The following is a 21,989-nucleotide window of genomic DNA, read 5'->3' as shown; positions in this document are numbered from 1 at the left end:
TCATGGACACCACCGGACGTCATCTCCTCGTCCACGACGGCGCGTTCGCGGTGCTCGGCGACTTCGGGGAGATCACCGGGACGCGCGGTGCCGCACCGGACGGGCTGTTCTGCCGGGACGCCCGCCACCTCAGCCGCTGGCACCTGACCGTGGACGGCGCCCCGCTCCAGGTACTGGTGGCGGCGGGGCAGCCGGGTCCCGACCGACCGCTCCGCGCGGTTCTCACCCCGGTCGCCGACCGCGACGAGCCCCCACCCTGCACCGTCTTCCGCGAGCAGGCGGTCCTGGACCGGTCGCTGCTGGAGCGCATCCGGCTGGTCGCAGGCGGTCCGGTGCCGACGACCGCCGTGATCGAACTGACGGTGGACGCGGACTTCGCCGACCAGTTCGAGCTCCGGTCCGAGCGCGTCACGTACGACAAGCCCGGCGCGGAGCGCACGGCCGAGACCCTGTCCGACGGTGCGGCGTTCGACTACCGCCGGCAGGCGGCCGACGGCGGTCCCGAGTGGCACGCCCGGACCGTGGTGACCGCCTCGCCCGCTCCCGACGCAGTGGCCGAGGCGCCCGGCGCCGGTACGGCGCGCACGCTCCGGTGGCGCGTGCCGCTCGCCCCGCACGGCAGCGCGGTGATCCTGCTGAGGGCGTCCGCCCTGCCGTCGGGAGACGGCACGGCACCGTCGCACCGGCCCCTCATGACCCCGGCGGACGCGATGGCCCAAGTCGCCCACGAGCGACGGACGTTCACCCAGCCCCCGGCCGCCTTCAGCCCGGGCGACCTCACCACCTGGGACGAACTGGCCCGCGCGTGCGAGCAGGGGCTGGCCGACCTCGCGGCGCTGCGGGTTCCGGCCACGGGCCCGGACGGGGAGGCGCTGCGCGTGCCCGCCGCCGGAATCCCGTGGTTCCTCACCCTCTTCGGCCGGGACTCGCTCCTCACCTCACTCTTCGCACTGCCCTACCAGCCGGAGCCGGCCGCCGCCACGCTGCTCGCGCTCGCGGCGAACCAGGGACGCGTCCACGATCCCGACCGCCTCGAACAACCCGGCCGGATCGTCCACGAGGTCCGCCACGGCGAACTGTCCCGCTTCCGCCAGGTGCCCTACGGCCGTTACTACGGGACCGTCGACGCCACCCCGCTCTTCCTCACCCTGCTGCACGCCCACGCCGAACTCACCGCCGACGAGGGACTCGCGCGGCGCCTGGAGCCGCAGGCCCGGGCGGCGGTGGAGTGGATGTTCCGGGACGGGGGTCTGAACGAGCACGGCTGGCTGGTGTACTCCTCCGACGCCGAGCAGGGCGGCCTGGTCAACCAGAACTGGAAGGACTCCCCGGGCGCCGTCTGCTTCCGGGACGGCACTCCCGCCCAGGGGCCGATCGCGGTGGCCGAGGCACAGGGGTACGCGTACGACGCCCTGCTCCGCACGGCTCGCCTCGCCCGCGAGGTCTGGGACGACGCCTCCTTCGCCGACCGCCTGGAGAAAGCGGCGCAGGAGCTGCGGAGCAGGTTCCATGAGGAGTTCTGGATGCCGGACGCGGGGTTCCCGGCGCTGGCCCTGGACGGCCTGGGCCGCCAGGTCGACGCCCTCGCGTCCGACGCCGGTCACCTCCTGTGGTCCGGGATCCTTCACCGGGAGGCCGGCCGGGCCGTGGGCCGCAGGCTCCTCGAGCCGGACTTCTTCTCCGGCTGGGGCATCAGGACACTCGCCGCGGGCCAGGCTCCGTACCACCCGCTGTCGTACCACCGGGGCTCGATCTGGCCGCACGACAACGCCGTGATCGTGCTCGGCCTCGCGCGCTACGGTCTGCCGGAGGAAGCGCTCACCGTGGCCCGCGGCCTGGTGGAGGCGGCGGCGCTCCACGACTGGCGGCTGCCCGAGGTGCTGGCCGGCTACGGCCGCGACGACCACCCGGCGCCGGTGCCCTACCCCCACTCCTGCTCCCCGCAGGCGTGGGCCGCGGCCACCCCGCTGGCACTGCTGACGGCGCTGAGGGGGTGACCCCGCCGGGTCAGTCCACCGGCCACGTGTGCACGGGTGCGTTGAGGTGCATGTAGTCGATGTACTGCTGCGTCATGCGCCGCAGGGACTCGTGGCGGCCGGCGTGACTGTGGGCGTCGATGTGGTGGAACATCTCCTTCTGCCACACGGCCCCGTTACGGGCGGTGGCGCAGCGCTGCTCGATGATGCCGAGCAGGGGTTCGCGCCAGGCGTCGTCCATGCCGGAGAGCTCCAGGCCCCGGTGCGCCAGCGGCAGCAGGCGGCGCAGGACGAGTTCGACCACCGGCACCTCGCCGACGCCGGGCCAGTACTGGCGCGCCTCCATGCCGTGGCGGGCGGCCGCGTGCAGGTTGTCCTCGGCGGCGGCGAAGGACATACGTGACCACACCGGGCGGTCCTCCTCCACGAGGGCGCGGGTGAGCCCGTAGTAGAAGGCGCCGTTGGCGAGCGTGTCGGCGACGGTCGGGCCGGCGGGCAGCACGCGGTTCTCCACCCTGAGGTGCGGCCGGTCGTGGGCGACGGCGTACACCGGGCGGTTCCAGCGGTAGATGGTGCCGTTGTGCAGGGTGAGTTCGCCCAGTTCGGGGACGTCGCCGCGGTCCAGGGTCTCCGCCGGGTCCTGCTCGTCGCACAGCGGAAGGAGGGCCGGGAAGTACCGCAGGTTCTCCTCGAAGAGGTCGAAGACGCTGGTGATCCACCGCTCGCCGAACCACACCCGGGGGCGTACCCCCTGCTCCTTGATCTCCTGCGGACGGGTGTCGGTGGCCTGCTCGAACAGCGGGATACGGGTCTCGTGCCACAGCTCCTTGCCCAGCAGGAACGGGGAGTTGGCCGCCAGCGCGACCTGGACGCCGGCGACGGCCTGCGCCGCGTTCCAGTACGGGGCGAACTCCTCCGGGGACACCTGGAGGTGGAACTGGGTGCTGGTGCAGGCCGCCTCGGGGGTGATGGTGTCGGCGTAGGTGCGCAGCCGGTCCACGCCGTCCACCTCGATGCGCAGGTCCTCGCCACGCGCCGCGAAGACCTGGTCGTTGAGCAGCCGGTAGCGCGGGTTCTCCGACAGCGCCGCCTCGCTCACGTCCCCTTGCCGCAGCGTGGGAAGGACGCCGATCATGATCAGATGGGCACCGACCGACCGGGCGCGCTCGTCCGCGTGGTTCAGCGCGGAGCGGATCTCGGCCTCCCAGTCGTCGGGACCGCCCTCGGTCAGCCGCCGGGGCGGGATGTTGATCTCCAGGTTGAAGCGGCCCAGCTCGGTCGACCAGGACGGGTCCGCGATGGCCTCCAGCGCGTCGAGGTTGCGCATCGCCGGCTCCGCCCGGTCGTCGACCAGGTTCAGCTCGATCTCCAGGCCCACGTGGGTCCCGTCGGACTCGAACCGTGACTCGCGCAGCATCTGCGCGAACGCGTCGAGACACTCCTGCATCTTGATCCGGTACCGGCGGCGGTCCTCGCGGGTGAAGACACGCGCCGGGACGTCCCGTCCCATCGGCCCTCCCGGCTTCCCCACCTCGGACACCCTTGCACCCCCCAGCGTCGCATCACCGGGGGACGGCGACCACGCGAGACGGGCGCGCCGGGTTCAGGCCCGGTCGGGAGGGACGGCGCCGGCCGGGTCGGCGAACGGGACGAAGTGGGCGGGCGGGTGGTCGATCGGCAGGTCGGGGCGCCAGGCGGTGAGGATCTGGGCGCTGCACTCGAAGAGCCCCGGCGGCAGGGCGCTCAGGGGATACCAGCGCCAGTCGCCCACGCTCTCGTCCGGCTGGTCGGCCGGTTCGCCGTCCCATGCGGTGACGAGCGCGCCGAAGGTGATGCGGACGACGTCGCCGACCCGGTCGACGAGCGTGCCCAGCATGCGTACGTCACCGGGGTCGGCGGACAGTCCGGTCTCCTCGGCCAGTTCGCGTACGACCGTCTCCTGGAGCGACTCGCCCGGCTCCACCGTTCCCCCGGGCAGCTCGGTCGTGCCGAAGCGGTGGCGGCCCAGCAGCAGGCCACGCGGCCCGTACACCACCGCGCCGACCCCGGCCGCCGCCTGGGGGACGGGTGGCTTCGGGGTGCGGGGACGGGAGGTGATCCGGGCCGGCCGATGGGCCTGGAAGAGCAGGTAGGAGGCGCGATGGTGCTCCTCGGGCGCGTGCAGCACGGTGGCGGCGTCCACCCGAAGCCCGTACCGCACGAGCAGGTCCTCCCACACCTCCTGGGCCAGCACCCACATCCGCACGGTCGCCTCACCGCCGCCCGCCGGCAAGAGGGTCTCCGGACGGGGGACGACCGCCGAACCGGGGCCGTCGCCATGGGAGTTGGTGTGCAGCACGGTGAAGCACAGGCGGCCCCCGGGCCGGAGAGCCGCGGCGAGGGCGGGCAGCAGCCGGTGCGGGTCCAGGTAGGGGAGGGCGGTGAGGGAGTAGATCACGTCGTACGGAGCGGAGCCGCGCAGGTGCTCGACCGCGTCCGCGTGCACCAGGCGCAGTCCGGGCACGTCCGGGTAGCGGGTCCGGGCGCGCTCGATCTGGCTCGCCGAGGCGTCGACCGCGTCCACCGTCGCGCCGTAGGAGCGCGCGAGATGCGCGGCATGGCGGCCCGTCCCGCAGCCCAGGTCCAGGACGCGCAGCCCGGTCACGTCTCCGAGGACCTCGTCACCGGGCCCGGTCCCCGAGGGTCCCCAGGCGATCCGGTCGACCTCGCCGAGGCGGGTGCCGCGCCGGATGTGATGGAGGCCGTACGCCTGCCAGACCCCCGCGTCGACCTCCTCGGCGCCTGCCGCGCCGTCCGTCCGCGTCCGGGACCGCTCCACCCCGTACCCCCTCGTCATGCTCGCGCCGTCTCGATGCGTCTCCTACCTCACGTGGGCGGCGATGATGCGCGCGCACTCCACGGACTCGGTGCGCGTCGTGTCGACTTCCAGGTCGTAGACGACGCCCTCGTGCACCATGTCCGCCTGCCGGGCCGCCATCCCCGGGGCCCGGTCGCCCCGTGCGATCTCCCGGCCGGCGGCGACCGCGCCGGCGCACCTGACGCCGACCCACAGTGTGTCGACCCCGTCGAGGGCCTTCCGCCAGCGCTGTTGCGAGGCCGCTCCGCCGAGGAAGACGTCGTCGATGATGATCCGGGCGCCCGCGCGGGCCATCGTCGCGACGCCCTCGGTCCAGGCGGCCTCCAGCGTGCGGAAGTCCTCGCCGACGCTCACTCCGCCGTCGTCCCCGATCACGATCCCGGCGTCGTCCGCCCGCATCCTCGCGGGCAGGGCGTCGACGAACGAGTCGCACCCGAACGTCAGCCAGGATTCGGGCAGTTCGGCCTGGAGGCAGCGTACGATCCCCGACTTCCCCGAGCTGGAACCGCCGTTGAGAATGATCATCCGAGTCTTCACCGCGCCACAGTAGGCCACCGCCCCCACGGCCCCAACCGGATTCTGCCCCTCAGGCGTGCGGGGCGCGCCAGGAGGTGAGCGGCAGGGGGCCGCGGTCGATGACGGAACGGATGCAGAAGGTGCTGCGGGCGTCACGGACCGGGCCGATGGCCAGGATCTGGTCGGTGAGCACCTGCTCGAAGGTCCGCAGATCGGGGACGGCGAGTTCGACGAAGAAGTCGGCGTCGCCGGAGACCACATGGCAGGAGACCACGTGCTCGATCTCCTTCAGCGCGGCCTCGACCACCTGCGACGTCGTCGGGGAGTGCTCGACCTTCAGGGACAGGAACACCGTCAGCGCGAGCCCGAGGCGCTCGCGGTCCAGGTCGGCGCGGTAGCCCGCGAGCACCCCGTCGGCCTCCAGGGCCTTGGTACGGCGCAGGCAGGACGTGGGGGACAGGTGGACGGCCTCGGCGAGGTCGACGTTGGGGGTACGGCCGTGGCGCTGGAGGTGGTCCAGGATCGCCCGGTCGATGCGGTCGTACAGGGGGCGTGGCATGAAATGCAGCGTAACGGCGGATCCGCCGCACGATCCTGCGCGAGTGGGCGGTCAGCGCGCGGCTCACGCCACCGCATTCCGCGATCCGCGGCGCATCATGGTCACCTGACCGACCCGGACGCGCGCCGGGCCGGCGCCCGTCCGCAACCCGCCGACTCCCGGATGGCCTCATGCCCGACTTCCCCCTGGAACCCGACCGCGCCACGATGACCGAGATGGGGAGTCTCGTCCTCGGCCGGATCGTCGACCGCGTCGACCGGCTTCCGTCCCAGCCCGCGACCAACCCCCTGTCCGCGCAGGCCACGGCCGAGCTCGTGGAGTCCTTCCTGGCGCCGCCGCCCCGGCAGGGCGGTGACCTGAAACGCCTGCTGGAGCGGCTGGACGAGGGCGCCGATTGCGCCCTGGAGGCGGCGGGGCCCGGCCATCTCGCGTACATCCCGGGCAGCGGCATGTACACGGCCGCGCTCGCCGAGTTCTACAACCGCGCGACCAACCGCTACGGCGGCATCGCGGCGGTGTCCCCGGCGTTCGCCGCGTTGGAGGAGAGTGTGATCCGCTGGATCGCGACGCAGGTGTGCGGGCTGCCCGAGGGCAGCGGCGGCCTGCTGACCAGCGGGGGTTCGCTGGCCACGTTCTCCGCGACCGTCGCCGCCCGCCACCAACGGCTCGGTGAGGACCTCGCCCCGGGCACCGTGTACACCACGGCCTTCGCCCACCACTCCGTCGCCAAGGCCGCCCGCCTCGCCGGGATCCGCGCGGCGCACATCCGCGTCGTACCGCACACCACGGATCTGCGCATGGACCTTGAGGCCGCGGCCGCGATGATCCGCGCCGACCGGGAGGCCGGGCTGCGGCCGTTCCTGCTGGTGGCCAACGCCGGCACCACCGACACCGGGACCGTCGACCCGCTGCCGCGGCTGGCGGAGCTGACTCGGCGCGAGGACCTGTGGTTCCACGTCGACGCCGCCTACGGCGGGTTCTTCCGCCTCACCGCACGCGGCCGGGACCGCCTCACCGGTCTCGAAGAGGCCGACTCCGTCACCCTGGACCCGCACAAGACCCTGTTCCTGCCCTTCGGCACCGGCGCCCTCGTGGTCCGGGACCTCGCCGCGCTGCGCGCCGCGCACGACGGCACCGGCAGCTATCTCCAGGACACCGCCACCCCCGGCGGCGTGCCCGACTCGGCTTATCTGGGGCCCGAGTTGACGCACGAGATCCGCGGCCTGCGCGCCTGGCTGCCGCTGCACCTGCTCGGCACGGACGCCTTCCGCGACGCCCTCGACGAGAAGCTCGACCTCGCCGAGCACGTCCACGCGACCCTGTCGGCCGTCCCGGAGCTGGAGGTCCCGCTGACTCCCGACCTGTCGACCGTGGTCTTCCGGATCCGTCCGGCGGACGGTGACCCCGTCGCCATCGAGCGGGCCGACGCGGCGAGCCGGCGGCTGCTGGACCGGATCAACGCCCACCGGCGGTTCGTGCTCTCCAGCACGGTCGTCGACGGACGCTTCACCCTGCGCGTGTGCGTCGTGTCCCACCGCACCCACCGGGACCTGATCGCCGAGGCGCTGGAGATCATCACCGCGGAGACCGCCCGCATCGTCTCCGAGGAGCGGGCGGCCTCCGCGGCGGTGGGGGCGCTCAGCGCACCGCGTCCGGCTCGGCAGGGCTGCCCACAGGGGTGAGCGACGACGCCACGGGCTCGCTGTCGCCGGTGCCGGACTCGGCCCGGCGCAGCAGCCGGTGGCCGCTGGCCAGTACGGGGATGGCCAGCAGGAACGTCGCCGCGCCGACGTAGAACGGGACGCTCAGATCGGTGGCGTCGGCGATCTTTCCCGCGGCGTACGGGGCGAGGCCGCCGCCGATGAAGCGCAGGAAGCCGTACGCCGAGGAGGCCACCGGGCGCTCGACGGGGGCGACGAGCATGACGGCCTGCGTGGTCAGCGTGTTGTTGATGCCGATGAACGCGCCGCTGACGATCACCGCCACGATCACCACGGTCGGGTCGTCGACGCCGGCGGCTATCAGCGCCATCACGACGCTCAGGCCGAACAGGTTGGCGTACAGCACGGGCGCGGTGCCGAAGCGTGCCTGGAGGCGCGGGGCGAAGAAGACGCTGAACAGGGCCACCAGCAGGCCCCAGCCCGTGAAGACCAGGCCGAGCCGATGGGCGTCCAGCTCCATCGGGTACGGCGCGTAGCCGAGCATGGTGAAGAAGCCCCAGTTGTACAGCAGCGCCATGAGGCCCATGGTCAGCAGACCGCGGTGGCGCAGCGCCCGGAGCGGGGCGAGCGGTGAGGTGGGGCGTGCGGGCTTGGGCAGGGAGGGGACGAAGGCCACGGTCGCGGCCAGGGCTATCGCCATCAGTACGGCGACCCCGTAGAACGGGCCGCGCCAGCTGATCGCGCCCAACTCGCCGCCCAGCAGCGGGCCGACGGCGATGCCGAGGCCGAGGGCGGTCTCGTACAGGATGATCGCGCCGCCGAAGCCGCCGCTGGCCGAGGCGACGATGACGGCCAGCGACGTGGCGATGAACAGGGCGTTGCCCAGGCCCCATCCGGCGCGGAAGCCGACGATGCCGTTGATGGAGTCGGTGGTTCCGGCCAGGGCGGCGAAGACCACGATGATCGCGAGGCCGATCACCAGTGTGCGCTTGGCCCCGAAACGGCTGGAGACCCAGCCGACGATCAGCATGGCCACCGCGGTCACGATCAGGTAGCTGCTGAAGAGCAGGGAGACCTGACTGGGCGTGGCGTGCAGGCTCGTCGCCAGGGCGGGCAGGATCGGATCGACCAGTCCGATGCCCATGAACGAGATCACGCAGGCGAACGCCACGGCCCAGACGGCCTTGGGCTGCCGGAAGGGGCTGGCGGCCTTTCCTTGCGATTCAGTCGTGTGCATGTCTCTCCATCGAGATCAAGTGAGAAGGGGGAGGAGCCGGTTGAGGGGTGCGCGCGGGGCTGGTTCAGCTGCGGGCGGACTGACGGGCTTGCCGCTCCTCGATGGCCCGGGCCAGCGCGGGCAGCGCGATCCGCACCGCCTCCTGCTCCGGCTCGGTCAGCTCCTCGACGAGCCGCTCCAGCGCCTCGGAACGCTCGGCGCGTCGCTGCCTGAACACCTCGAGACCGGTCTCGGTGGCCTCCACCAGCACGCCCCGGCCGTCGGTGTGGTCCGCCGTGCGCCGCACCAGTCCGGCGCGCTCCATGCGCGTGACGAGCTGGGTCATGTTCGGCTGCGTGGCGCTCTCGGCCCGGGCCAGTTCGGTCAGCCGCTGCGGTCCTTCGCGGCCCAGGCGCCCGAGGGCGGAGGAGGCCGCGGTGCTCAGACCGCCGGCCGTGGCGCTCTGGCGCACGTACCGGACCATCCGCTCCACGGCGATCATCAGCTCGTCCGCGGACGCGCCCGGTGTGCCGGTGGGCGCGGCCCCGGAGTCAGATTCCATAACCCGCTTATGCATAAGCCTATGATGCAGTTACGTGTACCGTGAATCAATACCTCGATCGCACGACGCTCCGCCGAACCGCTCCGATGGCGCCCCGGTGATCCCCTGCCGATACTGGGGAGCGGTGCTTGCATCCCCGCGTCCCCGCGGGTGAGAGCCCCTGGCCCGGAGCGGGCGGGGCGGGATGCCCGGTGAGGAGCCTCGATGACCGCGACCCCCACAGTCGACGTCACCTTGCAGGTGAACGGTGAACGCCACGAACTGCCGGGCCTGGACAGTCGTACGACCCTGCTGGAAGCCCTCCGGGACCATCTCGGGCTGACCGGCACGAAGAAGGGCTGCGGACTCGGCATGTGCGGGGCGTGCACCGTGCTCGCCGACGGGCGCAGGATCAACTCGTGCCTGGCCCTGGCCGCGCTGTACGACGGCAAGGAGATCAACACCATCGAGGGTATCGCCCCCGGCGGCGAGGATGAACTGCACCCGCTCCAGCAGGCGTTCATCGACCACGACGGCTTCCAGTGCGGGTACTGCACGGCCGGGCAGATCATGTCCGCCGCCGGCCTGCTGCGGGAGGGACACACCGGATCGGCCGACGAGATCCGGGAGTTCATGAGCGGCAACCTGTGCCGCTGCGGCGCCTACTCCAACATCGTGGCCGCCATCGCCCAGGTGGCCGGAACCTCGCGGGATCCCGAGCCCGTCGCCCGGACACGGACGGGGGCCTGAGCGATGTACCCCTTCACACTGGAACGTCCGCGCGACGTCTCCGAGGCCACCCGCCTGGGATCCGCCGACTCCGCCGCGTACATCGCCGGCGGCACGGACATGATGCAGCTGCTGACCGACGAGATCCTGCATCCGGACCACCTGGTGGCGCTCGACGGACTGCTCGACGCCCGCATCGAGGTCACCCCCGACCAGGCGCTGCGCCTCGGCGGCGCCGCCAGGATGAGCGACATCGCCGACGATCCGGACGTCGCCGCGGTCTTCCCCGTGATCGCCGAGGCGCTGTTGCTGTCGGCCTCCGGTCAGGTGCGCAACATGGCCACCATCGGCGGCAACCTCCTCCAGCGCACACGCTGCCCCTACTTCCGCGATCCCGGCGTCCACGCCTGCAACAAGCGCCGTCCCGGCGCCGGTTGCGCCGCGATGGACGGCGCCAACCGGACGCTCGCCGTGCTGGGCACCTCCCCCCACTGCATCGCCACCAACGCGTCCGACGTGGCGGTGGCCCTCGTGGCGGTGGGCGCGCAGGTCCACGTACGCGGACCGGGTGGCGACCGGGTCATCGCCCTGGAAGACCTGTACCGCCTGCCCGGTGACACCCCGCAGATCGAAACGGTCCTGGAACCGGGGGAGTTGATCACGGCGGTGGTCGTGCCCCCGTCACCGGCCGCCCGCAACTCCACCTACCTCAAGGTGCGCGACCGGACGTCCTTCGAGTTCGCGCTCACCTCCGCGGCCGTGGGCCTGGACATCGCCGACGGGGTGATCCGTTCGGCGGGCGTGGCCATGGGCGGCGTCGGCACCAAGCCCTGGCGCATGCCCCTCGTCGAGGAGGCGCTCATCGGCCGGCCCGCCGGCGAGGAGACGTACCGGGACGCGGCGCGGTACGCGACCGAGGGTGCCGTCACCCGGGAGGGCAACCGGCTCAAGCCGGAACTCATGAAGCGCACGCTGGTCCGTGCGCTGAGCGTCGTCGGAGGCCGGGCATGACCACGACCGTCACCCCCACCACGTCCACGGCCTACATCGGCAAGGCCGTCAGCCGTGTGGAAGGCCCCGCGAAGGTCACCGGCGAGGCCACCTACACCGCCGACTTCCGCCCAGGACCCGGACTCGCGTACGGCGTCGTCGTGGGGTCCTCGGTCCCGAACGGCCGCCTCACCGCCGTCGACACCGCCGCGGCCGAGGCCGCTCCCGGCGTCCTGACGGTGCTGACCCCGTTCAACGCGCCCCGGCTGCCGTACCGCATCAGCCGAGAGCTCGTCGATCCCCAGGACGGCGAGCCCATCCATGTGTTCCAGGACGACCGGATCCACTTCCACGGCCAGGCCGTCGCCCTCGTCGTCGCCGAGACCTTCGAGACCGCGACGTACGCCGCCACACTCGTACGCGCCTCCTACGACGAGGAGCCGGCGGTCACGTCCTTCGACGCCGCCGCCGCGCACGCCGTCCCGCCGGGGCCGGGCAACGTGCAGGCCGGCATGCCCGGCGAGACCCTGCGGGGCGACCCCGACGCCGCCCTGCGCACCGCCGCGGCCACGGTCGACTCCACGTACCTGATCCCGCGCGAGGACCACAACCCCATCGAGCCGCACGCCACGACGGCGGCCTGGGACGGCGGCTCGCTCACCGTGTGGACCAAGACCCAGTGGGTCAGCAACACCCGCGCCGATCTCGCCGGGGTCTTCGGGATCCCGCCCGAGGACGTCGAGGTCGTCTCGCCCTTCGTCGGCGGCGCCTTCGGCTCGGCGCTCCGGGTCTGGTCGTACACCGTGCTCGCGGCGATGGCGGCACGCGGCGTCGGCCGTCCGGTCAAGGTGGTGCTGACCCGGCGCCAGATGTGGCCGCTCACCGGCTTCCGCCCCTGCACCGAGCAGCGGGTCCGACTCGGCGCCGACCGCGACGGCAACCTCACCGCCATCCGCCACGACGGCACGGCCGAGACCTCGCGCTACGAGCAGTACGCCGAGAACCTCCTCGGCTCGACCCGGTTCCTCTACCGGTGCCCGAACGTCGCCACGCGCTACCGCCTGGCCGGGATGAACGTCAACACCCCGTGCTCCATGCGGGCCCCGGGCGAGGACAGCGGCATCTTCGCCCTGGAGTCCGCCCTCGACGAACTCGCCGAGGCCCTGGGCATGGACCCGGTCGAGCTGCGGCTGCGCAACGACACCGACCGCGACATGGACCGCGACCTGCCGTTCTCCAGCCGCACCCTGCGCCAGTGCCTCATCGCCGGGGCCGAGCGCTTCGGCTGGCACAAGCGCGACCCGCGCATCGGCTCGATGCACGACGCCGAAGGACGCCTGATCGGCTACGGATGCTCCTCGGCGACCTACCCCGTCTACAACTTCCCCGCCCACGCCCGTGCCGTCCTCCACCCCGACGGCACGGCCCTGGTGACCTCCGCGACCAGCGACATGGGCCCCGGCACCTACACGTCGATGACTCAAGTCGCCGCCGAGACACTGGGGTTGACCCTCGACCGCGTCCGCTTCGAGCTGGGCGACGCCAACATGCCCAAGGCGCCTCCGCACGGCGGCTCGGCCACCATGGGCGCCGTCGGCTCGGCCGTGTACGCCGCGTGCGCCGAGGCGAGGCGCCGCGCCCTGGACGAGGCGGGGGAGACGGGCAGCCACGCCGATCTCGTGGACGTCATGGGGCGGTTGGGGCACGCGGTCGAGGCCGAGTCGGACTACCGGCCAGGACCGCAGAACAACCAGTACTCGATGCACACCTACGGCGCCGTCTTTGCCGAGGTCTCGGTCGACCCGGAACTGGGCCTGGTCCGCGTGCCCCGCGTGGTCAGCGCGATCGGCGGCGGGCGGATCGTCAACCCCAAGACGGCGCGCAGCCAGGCCCTCGGCGGCGTCGTCATGGGGATCGGCATGGCCCTGCTGGAACACACCGTGCTCGACCACCGCGACGGCCATGTGGTCAACGCCACCCTGGCGGACTACCTCGTCCCCGTGAACGCGGACATCCGCGAGCTGGACCCGTTCTTCGTCGAGGAGGAGGCGGACCCGAACGTCAACCCGCTCGGCGTGAAGGGCATCGCCGAGATCGCGACGATCGGGGTGGCCCCGGCCATCGCCAACGCCGTCTACCACGCCACCGGCAAACGGATGCGCGACCTGCCCATCACCCCGGAGAAGCTGATCTGAACCGCCGTGGCACCTGCCAGGCACATTTGATTGAACTTTCACGCGTCGAGTACGCTCGGCGTGAAGTTGAAAATTAAACCTAATGCCTCCCGGAAGGGCGCCCCACATGACCACCTCCACGCTCAGTCCCGTCCGCACCTCCGCCACCGACGCCGCCGCGGGCCCCTCCCTGCGCGCCTACGACGCCGGGCTGCTGATCCTGCGCGTCGTCCTCGGCCTGACCATGGCCGTGCACGGCACGCAGAAGCTGTTCGGCTGGTTCGGCGGCGGCGGCATCGCGGGCACCGGCCAGTTCTTCACCATGAGCGGCTATCCCGCGGGCAAGGCGATGGCGGTCGTCGCCGGGCTCACCGAGACCCTCGGCGGACTCGGCCTCGCCCTCGGCCTGCTCACGCCGCTCGCCGGCGCCGCACTCGTCGGCACCATGATCAACGTGCTGGCCGTGCGCTGGGGCGGCGGCTTCGTCGCCCCCAAGGGCATCGAGTACGAACTCCTGCTGACCGCCGGCGCGCTCGGTCTCACCCTCACCGGCCCCGGCAGGATCGCCGCCGACCGCTTCCTGCCCGGCCTGCGGGCGCACCGCCTCGCGTACGGCATCACCGCCACCGCGCTCGCCGTGGTGTTCGCCGTCGTGATCCTGCTCGTACGCGGCTGATCCCCGGCGTCGTCGGCCACCTCGGCCCGTAGCCGCCGCCACCCGGTCTGCCTCCGCCCTCGCCACCCGGTCCGCCGTCCGCCCCCCGTCCGCCGCCGCCCTCGCCACCCGTATGCCCCGCTCCCGGACGCTGCCGTGGCGGGGCGGCGCCGCGTCGCGCAGCGTGGAGGGGGAGAGCCGTAGGAGAGGTGGACGCATGGACGGGGAAGTCTTGGGCCCGCGGGTCGTGGTCGGCGTCGACGGATCGCCGTCCTCGCAGGCGGCGCTGCGCTGGGCGGAACGGTACGCCGGTCTCGTCGGCGCCGAGGTGGACGCGGTCGCCGTGTGGGAGGTGCCCGGTCAGGAGAGCTGGTCGGCCCCGGCGGTCGACGCCGATCTCGACGAGGAGAACGCCCGGGCGTGGCTGACCGAGGAGCTCGCGCAGACGCTGGGCCCCGAATCGGCCGCCCCCGTCCGGGCGTTGCTGGTACGCGGCCACCCCGTCGACGTGCTGCTCAGGGCGAGTGAAGAAGCCGAGGTCCTGGTCGTCGGCAGCCACGGCCGGGGCGGGTTCGCACGGGCACTGCTCGGGTCGGTCAGCCAGCACGTGGCGCAGCACGCCAAGTGCCCCGTGGTGATCGTGCGCGCCGAGCAGGCGATGTCATGAAGGCGGCTCGGGCTGCTTGCGGCGAGCGGCGGTCGGCCAGGTCAGCGCGCGGTTGACGTCGTTGAGGGTGACGATGCCGACGACGTCGTCGCCCTCCACGACCAGCGCCGTGCGGACCGGACTCGTGTGCAGACGTGGCACGAGGTCCACGACCGGATCGCCGGGCGCGGCCGTCACCACGTCGGACAGCGGCCTCATCTCGTCACCGACCGTCGTGCGGTAACGCATCTTCGGCGACGTCCGGTTGACCTGGTCCATGGTGATCAGCCCGGCCACCGTGCCGTCCGGCGCCAGTACGGGGAAGGCCGAGTGCCGGTAGGGCCCGAAGGGGCCCTCGGCCAGGAAGGCGTCGATGGTCGTGGCGTACGGCACGGTGACCGGGTCGGGCGTCATGACCCGGCCGACGGACACGCCGTCCAGGGCGCTGTGCAGCTCGGCGTGCCGGGCCTCGGCGCCCGCCGTCGTGATGAGGAACCAGCCGATCAGGGCACCCCACAGCCCCGAGAGGTCGCGGGCGAACAGCACCGCGGCCAGGCCGGTCAGCACCATGAGCCAGCCCAGCACCCGGCCCGCCGCCGACGCGCCCCGGGTCGCCCGCAGACGGTCGCCGGTGCGGTGCCACAAGAACGCCCGCAGGATCCGGCCGCCGTCCAGCGGAGCGGCGGGCAGCGCGTTGAACACGGCCAGCACGAGGTTGATCGCGGCCAGCCACGCCACCGCCTCCACCACCAGCCCCGGCGCGTGCAGCACCTCCAGCCCCCACGTCAGCCCGACCAGCACACCCCCGGCCAGCGCGCTGGTGAGCGGCCCCACGCCAGCGATCCGCAGCTCCGCGCCCGGCGTCGGCGCCTCGCCGCGCAGCCGGGCCGCGCCGCCGAGCATCCACAGCGTGATCCCGTCGACCTGGACGCCGTTGCGCCGGGCCACCACCGCGTGCGCCAGCTCGTGCACCAGCAGCGAGGCGAGGAAGACCACCGAGGTGAGCAGCGCGACCACCCAGTACAGGGCGGGGGAGTAGCCGGGGTGGGCGCTCGGGAAGCGGCCGCGCGCCAGGAGGACCGCGACCAGCGCCACGATGACCAGCACGCTCCAGTGCAGGCCGACGCGTACGCCGGCGATCCGGCCGAGTGACAGCGACTCGTCCATCGCACTCGCCTCGCCCTCCGGCTCCTCCCGGACCCGAGGGAAGCCGCCCGCTGCCGATTCCCCCAGCTCCATCGTCGCGCGCCGCTCCGCCGAACGGACATGCCCCGCCCGGCCGCTGCCCGGCTCAGGCCGGCGGCGGCCCGGTGTCCGGGAGTCCGAGGTGCTCGGTGAACCAGTCGCGGGCCAGCACGGCGACCTCGGCCAGGGTGCCGGGCTCTTCGAACAGGTGCCCGGCGCCGGGCACCACCGCGATCCGGTGCTCGCAGCGCATCTGGTCGGCGGCGAGCTGGTTGAGGCTCAGCACCCGGGTGTCGCTGCTGCCGACGATCAGCAGCGTCGGGGCCTGGACCCGGGCCAGCGCTGCGGGGGAGGCGAGGTCGGGCCGGCCGCCGCGCGAGACGACCGCGGCGATGCCCGGATCGTCGGCGGCCGCCTCCAGAGCCGCGCCCGCGCCGGTACTCGCACCGAAGTAGCCGACGGGCAGCGCGGTTTCACGGCGCAGCCACGCGGACGCGTCCCGCAGGCGCTCGGCCAGCAGGGAGATGTCGAAGACGTTGTACCGGTCGCCCTCCTCGTCCTGGGTGAGCAGATCGAGCAGCAGCGTGCCGAGCCCGGCCCGGTTCAGGACGGTGGCCACGTACCGGTTGCGCGGGCTGTTGCGGCTGCTCCCGCTGCCGTGCGCGAACGCCACCACGCCCCGCGCGCCCTCGGGCAGCACGAACCGCGCCGCCAGGCGCGCCCGCCCGGCCGGGACCTCGACCTCGCGGTTCGGCGGGGGCGGTGGGGCCTGGGCGGGACGCGCGCTGTGCGCGAGCAGGGCGGCCACCTCGTCGTCGCCGGTCTGCTCGAAGTCCTGGTACCAGGAACCGACCGAGCCGAGATAGCGCGGGCTCTGGAGGCACACGACCTGGTCGGCCACCTCCCGCAGGTGCGGGAGCGTCCTCTCCGGCGCGACCGGCACCGCGAGCACGACGCGCGCCGCGCCCTGGTCCCGTACGACCCTGCAGGCGGCCTCGGCCGTGGCGCCGGTCGCGATCCCGTCGTCCACGATCACCGCCGTCCGCCCGGCCAGCGACATGCAGTCGCGGCCGGCCCGGTAGCGGCCCACCCGCCGCTCCAGCTCGGCCCGTTCGGCCTCCTCGACGGGCGCCAGCTGGGCGGGGACCAGCCCGGCGTCCCGGATCACGTCCTCGTTGAGCACCCGGACACCCTGCTCGCCGATCGCGCCGAACCCCAGCTCGGGCTGCCACGGCACGCCCAGCTTGCGCACCACGAGCACGTCCAGCGGCGCGTCCAGCGCCCGGGCCACCTCGTACGCCACGGGCACACCGCCGCGCGGCAGCCCGAGCACCACGACGTCCTCGCCCCGCAGCTGCTCCAGGTGCCCGGCCAGGCGGCGCCCGGCGTCCGTACGGTTGTCGAATCGCATGCGGTACCTCCTGGGCCTGCGGCCGATACCTGCGCCCCACCCCCGGATGCCCCCGCGTACTCCGCCTACCCCGCCCCTTCCATTGCACCGCGCCCCCGGCGACTCGGCAGGGCCAGGCGCATCGCGCCCAGGGCTATTACCGTGGCAATTGGCAGGGCCGGGTGAGTCCGCGCGATGTCCCCGGCGCGGCCCGAAGGCGTCGCGGGACGGTGCCGAGCAGTCGGGAGGACGCCATGGACGGCACTCCGTACGTGGTGAACGACGTGATGACGCGCCGTGTCATCGCCCTGCGCACCGGTGCGGCGTTCAAGGACATCGTGCGGACCATGCGGCGCCGGCGGGTCAGCGCCCTGCCGGTGCTGGACCACGACGGCAGGGTCGTCGGCGTCGTCTCCGAGGCGGACCTGCTGCGCAAGGAGGAGTACCGCGACGCGGCCTTTGCCCCGGACAAGGCGAGAGCGGTGACCGCCGGGGAACTCATGACCGCCCCGCCCGTCACCGTGCACCCCGGCGCCACCGTCGCCCAGGCGGCGCGCGTCATGGCCCGCAGCGGCGTGAAGCGGCTGCCCGTGGTCGGCCCCGACGGCGAACTGGAGGGCATCGTCAGCCGCTCCGACCTGCTCAAGGTGTTCCTGCGGGACGACGCGGACATCGCCGAGGAGGTGCGCCGCGAGGTCGTCGAGCGGCTGTTCGCGGACACCCCCGCACAGATCGAGGTCGACGTACGGGACGGGGTGGTGACACTGAGCGGCCGCGTCCGCGACACCGATGTCGTTCCCGTCGCGACCCGTATGACGCGATCGGTCGAGGGCGTGGTCGACGTCGACTGCGCGCTCCTGGGGCCGCCCCGCGTCCCCGACCTCGACCCCGACCTTCCGGAGGAACCGGCACACACGAGGTGACACGAGCGCGTACGAGGTGACACGAGCGCGTAGAGGGGTACGGCGGCGAGCGGGGAGCGGCCGAGGAGGCGTCGAACGATGACGACGAGGACGACGAGGACACGTCGAACCGAGGAGATCCGGGCGCGGCTGTGGCGCTGGCGGACCAACCCGCTGCGGCGCACCGGCGATGTCGTCGAGGCCTGGGTCCTGCTCGCCGCATGGGTCCTCGCCGTGCTCGGCGGAGCGCTCGCGGGCGTGACGGCGGCCCTGAACGTCGACCACACGCTCACCGTCCGGCGCGCGCAGGTGCACACCGTCTCCGCCGTGCTGACCGGCGACGCCAAAGCCCCGTCCTCGACGACGGGTTACGACGACGGACGGGCCTGGGAGACGGTCCGCTGGCGGTCCGCGGACGGCACCGTCCACACCGGCCGCGCCGAGGTCGACGCCGGGGCCCGGGCCGGCAGCCGCGTCACGGTGTGGACGGACCGTGCGGACCGGATGGTGCCCCGGCCCCTGACCGAGACCGAGTCGGCGGTGCAGGCGGCGCTGACCGGCGTGCTCGTGGCACCGATCACCGGCGCGATGGTGTGGACCGGCGGCCGGCTGGTCCGCGGGTGCCTCTTCCGGCGCCGGCTGGCCGAGTGGGACGCGGAGTGGAAGCGGGTGGAGCCGCAGTGGCGCAACCTGAGCGGCGGGCGGGGGTGAGCCGGGGTCCGGCGGCCGAGGGAGGCCCGGACGGACCGCACGGCGACACGACGGGAGCGGAGATGACACCTCCCCTGGTCGTGGGCGTCGACGGAACGGACCCGAGCCTGCTCGCGGTCGACTGGGCGGTGGGCGAGGCCGCCCGGCACCGGCTGCCGCTGCGGCTGGTGCACGCCTCCCTCTGGGAGCGCTACGAGGGCGGCGCGCCCTCCAACGGCCAGGCGGGCGAGGCCGAGCGGGTCAGGACGGCGCGGATCGTGGACGCGGCCGCCGAGCGCGCGGCCCGCGCCGACCCGGACGTGAAGGTCACGGTGGACATCGCCCCCGAGGAGGCCGCGGACGCCCTCGTACGCGAGGGTCACCACGCCTTCGCCGTGGTGACCGGATCGCGCGGCCGCGGGGTGTTCAAGGGGATTTTCCTCGGCTCCGTCGACCTGGCCGTCGCCGCCCGCGCGCACTGCCCGGTGATCGTCGTACGCGGCGACCGCGCCGGGGTGGCCGGCTCCCACGGGCGCATCCTGCTCGGCGCCGGTGACCCCACCACCGCCCGTGCGGCCGTACGGTTCGCGTTCCGCGAGGCCAAGGCGCGCAGGTGCGCCCTCGACGTCGTCCGCGTCTGGCACCGCGCGAGCGCCGACGACCACGCTGCGGCCGGGGACCCGCCCCCCGCGCACGAGCAGCAGGCCCTGGCTGAGATCGACGCACTGCTCGAGGAAGCCGAGGCGGAGCATCCCGGCGTACGGGTGCTCCGTACGGCCGCCGAGGGATCGACCCGCCGGATCCTGCTCCACCGCTCGGCCGCCGCTGACCTCGTGATCATCGGGGCGCGGCACGAGGGAGGGCACCGGGGGCTCCGACTGAGCCTGGTGGCCCACTCGTTGCTGCACCGCTCGGCCTGCCCGGTGGCCGTCGTGCCGCAGCCCGTCCCACCGGCCGAGCTGGCTCCGGAGTGATCCCGGCCGGGACCGTACCGTCGCCTACTCGACGGGCCCGGCCATCTGGACGATGTCGTCGGTGGCCACGTCGTGCAGCCGGGTCGCCAGGTCCTCCAGGGCGCGGCTGGCCGCGAGTTCGTCGCCGATCACCGGGATCGGACGGTCGTCCGGATTGCGCCGGGCAGTGCCGCGCCCGGTGACCTGCGACGTGTCCGAAGCTGTCAGCACGGCACGCGCGAGCGTGTCGTCGCCCTCCTCGGTGATGTAGATCTGCACGGTCCATTCCTTGGCTTCCACCGCGATCACCTCCGTGGACGGGACCCTCCCCCTCCCAGGCTGCGCCCATCGGCGGGGCGCGGCCAGAGCTGACGACCCCGGCACCCGCCGTCAGCCGTCCAGGTCCGCCTCGGGCTGCGGCCGTACGGTGAGGATCTGCTGGGCGTGCCCGACCGGGCCGTTCTCGTCGTGCAGGACCGAGCTGGTCAGACCGTGCCCGGCGGGACCGAACGTGACGGTGGTGTCCAGCCCGGTCCAGCGGCCCCCGGGCGGCCGGTGCAGGTGCACGGTCAGATCGACGTTCGGAAACATCCAGGCGCCTGGCGACTCCCGTACGGCGATGCCGTTCGCGGTGTCGATGAGGGTGACGTACGAGGCCAGCGGGCTGCTGGACTCGCCCGCCACCAGGGCGAGCGGCGTGGCGACCCACGCGGTGGTGCGGCCGGGCCGGGGTTCGCCGACCGGGCGTACGTCGAGCGAGGCGATGTAGCCCCCGGGCCACACGTCCCCCAGCGGCCACGGCTTGAGCGTCTCCGGAGCGGGCAGCCGCTCGCCGGCACCGCCCGCGACGGCCGCGGTGTCCAGCGCGGTCAGCAGCCAGACGCGGGCCCGGACCACCGGACGGTCCGCGACGAGCACGACGGCCTCGACCAGTTCGATCGTGCGCCCGGGACGCACGGTCTCCACCCGGATCTCGCACTCGTCGAGCGCGAGCCGCCCGAGAATGTCGAAACTGATCCGCGCCGGCACCATCCCCGCGTCCGGACGACCCGCCAGAAGGCGGTCCACGGCGTGCATGACGAGACCGCCCAGCGGACTGAAGTGCATCTCGTCGGGATCCCAGGCCCCGCCCGCGTGCGCGGTGGGCTTGAAACGGTGGTCGTCGATGCGCTCGTAGTAGCTACCGGTGTTCAATTGAGGCTTCTCCTAGGGTGTTTCACAGGGCGGCGAACAGGGTCACTGAGAGGGTGCTGCCCCGTCCCACGCTCAGGATCCTCCCGCTGCCGGACCCACGGTCCGCCCGCCCCCCCAGCCGCTCAGAACGGAGTGCGACATGACCGACGGCCGGACCGTCACCCTTCAGGACGTCCAGGACGCCGCGGCGCGCATCGGACCGGTGGTCCACCGCACGCCCGTCCTGTGCTCACGCACCCTGGACGAGCTGGTCGGGGCCGAGGTGTTCGTCAAGTGCGAGAACCTCCAGCGGGCCGGCGCCTTCAAGTTCCGCGGCGCGTACAACGCCGTCTCCCGGCTGTCCGCCGGGCAGCTCGCCAAGGGAGTCGTCGCCTACTCCTCCGGCAACCACGCCCAGGCTGTCGCGCTCGCCGCACGCGAGCTGGGCACCACCGCCGTGATCGTGATGCCCGAGGACGCGCCCCGCTCCAAGGTCGAGGCGACCATGGGCTACGGCGCGCGGGTCGTCACGTACGACCGCTACACCGGCGACCGGATCGCGCTCGGCGAAGCCCTCGCCGCCGAGCACGGACTGACGCTCGTCCCGCCGTACGACCATCCCCATGTGATCGCCGGGCAGGGCACCGCGACCCTCGAACTCATCGAGGAGACAGGGGACTTGGACGCGCTCCTCGTGCCGGTCGGCGGCGGCGGGCTGGCCGCCGGCAGCGCGGTGGCGGCCACCGGGCTGCTGCCCGGCATCCGTGTCATCGGCGTCGAGCCGGAAGCCGGTGACGACACCAAGCGGTCCCTGGAGGCCGGCCGGCGGATCACCGTCCCCGTGCCCCGCACCATCGCCGACGGCCAGGCCGTCGCCGCACCCGGAGAGCTCACCTTCCCCATCAACCAGCGGCTGCTGGACGACATCACCCTGGTCGACGACGAGCAGATCCGGGACGCGATGCGGTTCGCCTTCGAGCGGCTGAAGACCGTCGTCGAACCGAGCGGGGCGAGCGGGCTGGCCGCGCTCCTCACCGGGCGGATCGACCCGTTGCCCCGCCGGATCGGCGTGATCCTGTCCGGCGGCAACGTCGGTGCCGAGCGGTTCGCCGAGATCGTCCAGGGCTGACGGCCGCCCCCTCACCGGCCCCGGGTACCCGTCGCGTCAGCGAGGGA

Annotated in this window: 20 protein-coding genes and 1 pseudogene; 11 read left to right on the top strand and 10 right to left on the bottom strand. The window is 73.3% G+C overall.

Translation table 11 applies throughout. The annotated features are described in order from the left end of the window. Positions 1-2: 2 nt before the first annotated feature. Positions 3-1,997, top strand: a complete 1,995-nt coding sequence (locus QFZ74_RS02015) for a glycogen debranching N-terminal domain-containing protein (RefSeq protein WP_307619045.1) — start codon at positions 3-5, stop codon at positions 1,995-1,997. A 10-nt stretch (positions 1,998-2,007) separates the two neighbouring features. On the opposite strand, the gene QFZ74_RS02010 is transcribed toward QFZ74_RS02015, so the two are convergent. The 4 genes from QFZ74_RS02010 to QFZ74_RS01995 form a co-directional block, all read right to left on the bottom strand. Further along, a complete protein-coding gene (locus QFZ74_RS02010; protein WP_307619044.1) occupies positions 2,008-3,486 on the bottom strand; it encodes a glutamate-cysteine ligase family protein in 1,479 nt (492 codons plus the stop codon). Positions 3,487-3,579: 93 nt separating this feature from the next. Continuing rightward, positions 3,580-4,812: a bifunctional class I SAM-dependent methyltransferase/NUDIX hydrolase gene (locus QFZ74_RS02005; RefSeq protein WP_307619043.1), complete on the bottom strand. Its 1,233-nt coding sequence runs from the start codon at positions 4,810-4,812 to the stop codon at positions 3,580-3,582. Positions 4,813-4,836: 24 nt separating this feature from the next. Continuing rightward, complete coding sequence (gene cpt / locus QFZ74_RS02000; RefSeq protein ID WP_307624019.1) at positions 4,837-5,358, bottom strand: chloramphenicol phosphotransferase CPT; 522 nt, start codon at positions 5,356-5,358, stop codon at positions 4,837-4,839. Between the two features lie 61 nt (positions 5,359-5,419). Then, complete coding sequence (locus QFZ74_RS01995) at positions 5,420-5,908, bottom strand: Lrp/AsnC family transcriptional regulator (protein ID WP_307619042.1); 489 nt, start codon at positions 5,906-5,908, stop codon at positions 5,420-5,422. 170 nt (positions 5,909-6,078) lie between these two features. On the opposite strand from QFZ74_RS01995, the gene QFZ74_RS01990 reads away from it, so the two are divergent. Continuing rightward, positions 6,079-7,590: an aminotransferase class V-fold PLP-dependent enzyme gene (locus QFZ74_RS01990; protein WP_307619041.1), complete on the top strand. Its 1,512-nt coding sequence runs from the start codon at positions 6,079-6,081 to the stop codon at positions 7,588-7,590. On the opposite strand, the pseudogene QFZ74_RS01985 reads toward QFZ74_RS01990, so the two are convergent. Both QFZ74_RS01985 and QFZ74_RS01980 read right to left on the bottom strand, forming a co-directional pair. Next, a pseudogene (locus tag QFZ74_RS01985) lies at positions 7,559-8,806 on the bottom strand (MFS transporter); the annotation flags it as partial. The gene QFZ74_RS01990 and the pseudogene QFZ74_RS01985 sit on opposite strands and share 32 nt — an antisense overlap. 64 nt (positions 8,807-8,870) lie before the next feature. Further along, positions 8,871-9,347 carry a MarR family winged helix-turn-helix transcriptional regulator gene (locus QFZ74_RS01980; RefSeq protein WP_307619040.1) on the bottom strand — a complete coding sequence of 159 codons (477 nt, stop codon included), beginning with the start codon at positions 9,345-9,347 and terminating at the stop codon, positions 8,871-8,873. 204 nt (positions 9,348-9,551) lie between these two features. Between QFZ74_RS01980 and QFZ74_RS01975 the strand changes: the two genes are divergently transcribed. The 5 genes from QFZ74_RS01975 (at position 9,552) to QFZ74_RS01955 (ending at position 14,541) form a co-directional block, all read left to right on the top strand. Beyond that, complete coding sequence (locus QFZ74_RS01975) at positions 9,552-10,076, top strand: (2Fe-2S)-binding protein (RefSeq protein ID WP_307619039.1); 525 nt, start codon at positions 9,552-9,554, stop codon at positions 10,074-10,076. Positions 10,077-10,079: 3 nt separating this feature from the next. Next, positions 10,080-11,066, top strand: a complete 987-nt coding sequence (locus QFZ74_RS01970; protein ID WP_307619038.1) for a xanthine dehydrogenase family protein subunit M — start codon at positions 10,080-10,082, stop codon at positions 11,064-11,066. Further along, positions 11,063-13,240, top strand: a complete 2,178-nt coding sequence (locus tag QFZ74_RS01965) for a xanthine dehydrogenase family protein molybdopterin-binding subunit (protein WP_307619037.1) — start codon at positions 11,063-11,065, stop codon at positions 13,238-13,240. The genes QFZ74_RS01970 and QFZ74_RS01965 overlap by 4 nt, the downstream gene beginning before the upstream one ends. A 106-nt stretch (positions 13,241-13,346) precedes the next feature. Beyond that, positions 13,347-13,895, top strand: a complete 549-nt coding sequence (locus QFZ74_RS01960) for a DoxX family protein (RefSeq protein ID WP_307619036.1) — start codon at positions 13,347-13,349, stop codon at positions 13,893-13,895. Between the two features lie 196 nt (positions 13,896-14,091). After that, complete coding sequence (locus QFZ74_RS01955) at positions 14,092-14,541, top strand: universal stress protein (RefSeq protein WP_307619035.1); 450 nt, start codon at positions 14,092-14,094, stop codon at positions 14,539-14,541. Here QFZ74_RS01955 and QFZ74_RS01950 read toward each other — a convergent pair. Further along, positions 14,536-15,759: a site-2 protease family protein gene (locus QFZ74_RS01950; protein WP_307619034.1), complete on the bottom strand. Its 1,224-nt coding sequence runs from the start codon at positions 15,757-15,759 to the stop codon at positions 14,536-14,538. The two genes, QFZ74_RS01955 and QFZ74_RS01950, sit on opposite strands and share 6 nt — an antisense overlap. Before the next feature lie 52 nt (positions 15,760-15,811). Beyond that, positions 15,812-17,116, bottom strand: a complete 1,305-nt coding sequence (locus tag QFZ74_RS01945) for a phosphoribosyltransferase family protein (protein WP_307619033.1) — start codon at positions 17,114-17,116, stop codon at positions 15,812-15,814. A 233-nt stretch (positions 17,117-17,349) separates the two neighbouring features. Here QFZ74_RS01945 and QFZ74_RS01940 point away from each other — a divergent pair, with 233 nt between their 5' ends. From QFZ74_RS01940 to QFZ74_RS01930, 3 genes are all read left to right on the top strand, one after another. After that, positions 17,350-18,018, top strand: a complete 669-nt coding sequence (locus QFZ74_RS01940) for a CBS domain-containing protein (RefSeq protein WP_307619032.1) — start codon at positions 17,350-17,352, stop codon at positions 18,016-18,018. 78 nt (positions 18,019-18,096) lie between these two features. Then, complete coding sequence (locus QFZ74_RS01935; RefSeq protein ID WP_307619031.1) at positions 18,097-18,708, top strand: hypothetical protein; 612 nt, start codon at positions 18,097-18,099, stop codon at positions 18,706-18,708. A 62-nt stretch (positions 18,709-18,770) separates the two neighbouring features. Further along, positions 18,771-19,661 (top strand): universal stress protein, encoded by an 891-nt coding sequence (locus QFZ74_RS01930; protein ID WP_307619030.1) that lies wholly within the window; start codon positions 18,771-18,773, stop codon positions 19,659-19,661. A 24-nt stretch (positions 19,662-19,685) separates the two neighbouring features. Here QFZ74_RS01930 and QFZ74_RS01925 read toward each other — a convergent pair whose 3' ends face one another. Together QFZ74_RS01925 and QFZ74_RS01920 are read right to left on the bottom strand one after the other, a co-directional pair. After that, a complete protein-coding gene (locus QFZ74_RS01925) occupies positions 19,686-19,940 on the bottom strand; it encodes a DUF1876 domain-containing protein (protein ID WP_307619029.1) in 255 nt (84 codons plus the stop codon). A gap of 90 nt (positions 19,941-20,030) precedes the next feature. Next, complete coding sequence (locus QFZ74_RS01920) at positions 20,031-20,834, bottom strand: thioesterase family protein (RefSeq protein ID WP_307619028.1); 804 nt, start codon at positions 20,832-20,834, stop codon at positions 20,031-20,033. 139 nt (positions 20,835-20,973) lie between these two features. On the opposite strand from QFZ74_RS01920, the gene QFZ74_RS01915 reads away from it, so the two are divergent. Then, positions 20,974-21,942 (top strand): threo-3-hydroxy-L-aspartate ammonia-lyase, encoded by a 969-nt coding sequence (locus tag QFZ74_RS01915; RefSeq protein WP_307619027.1) that lies wholly within the window; start codon positions 20,974-20,976, stop codon positions 21,940-21,942. Positions 21,943-21,989 lie beyond the last annotated feature (47 nt).

This window comes from Streptomyces sp. V3I7 (assembly GCF_030817495.1).
GTDB lineage: Bacteria > Actinomycetota > Actinomycetes > Streptomycetales > Streptomycetaceae > Streptomyces.
Note: the sequence above shows the minus strand (reverse complement) of the source record. Positions and strands in the feature narration are given on the sequence as shown.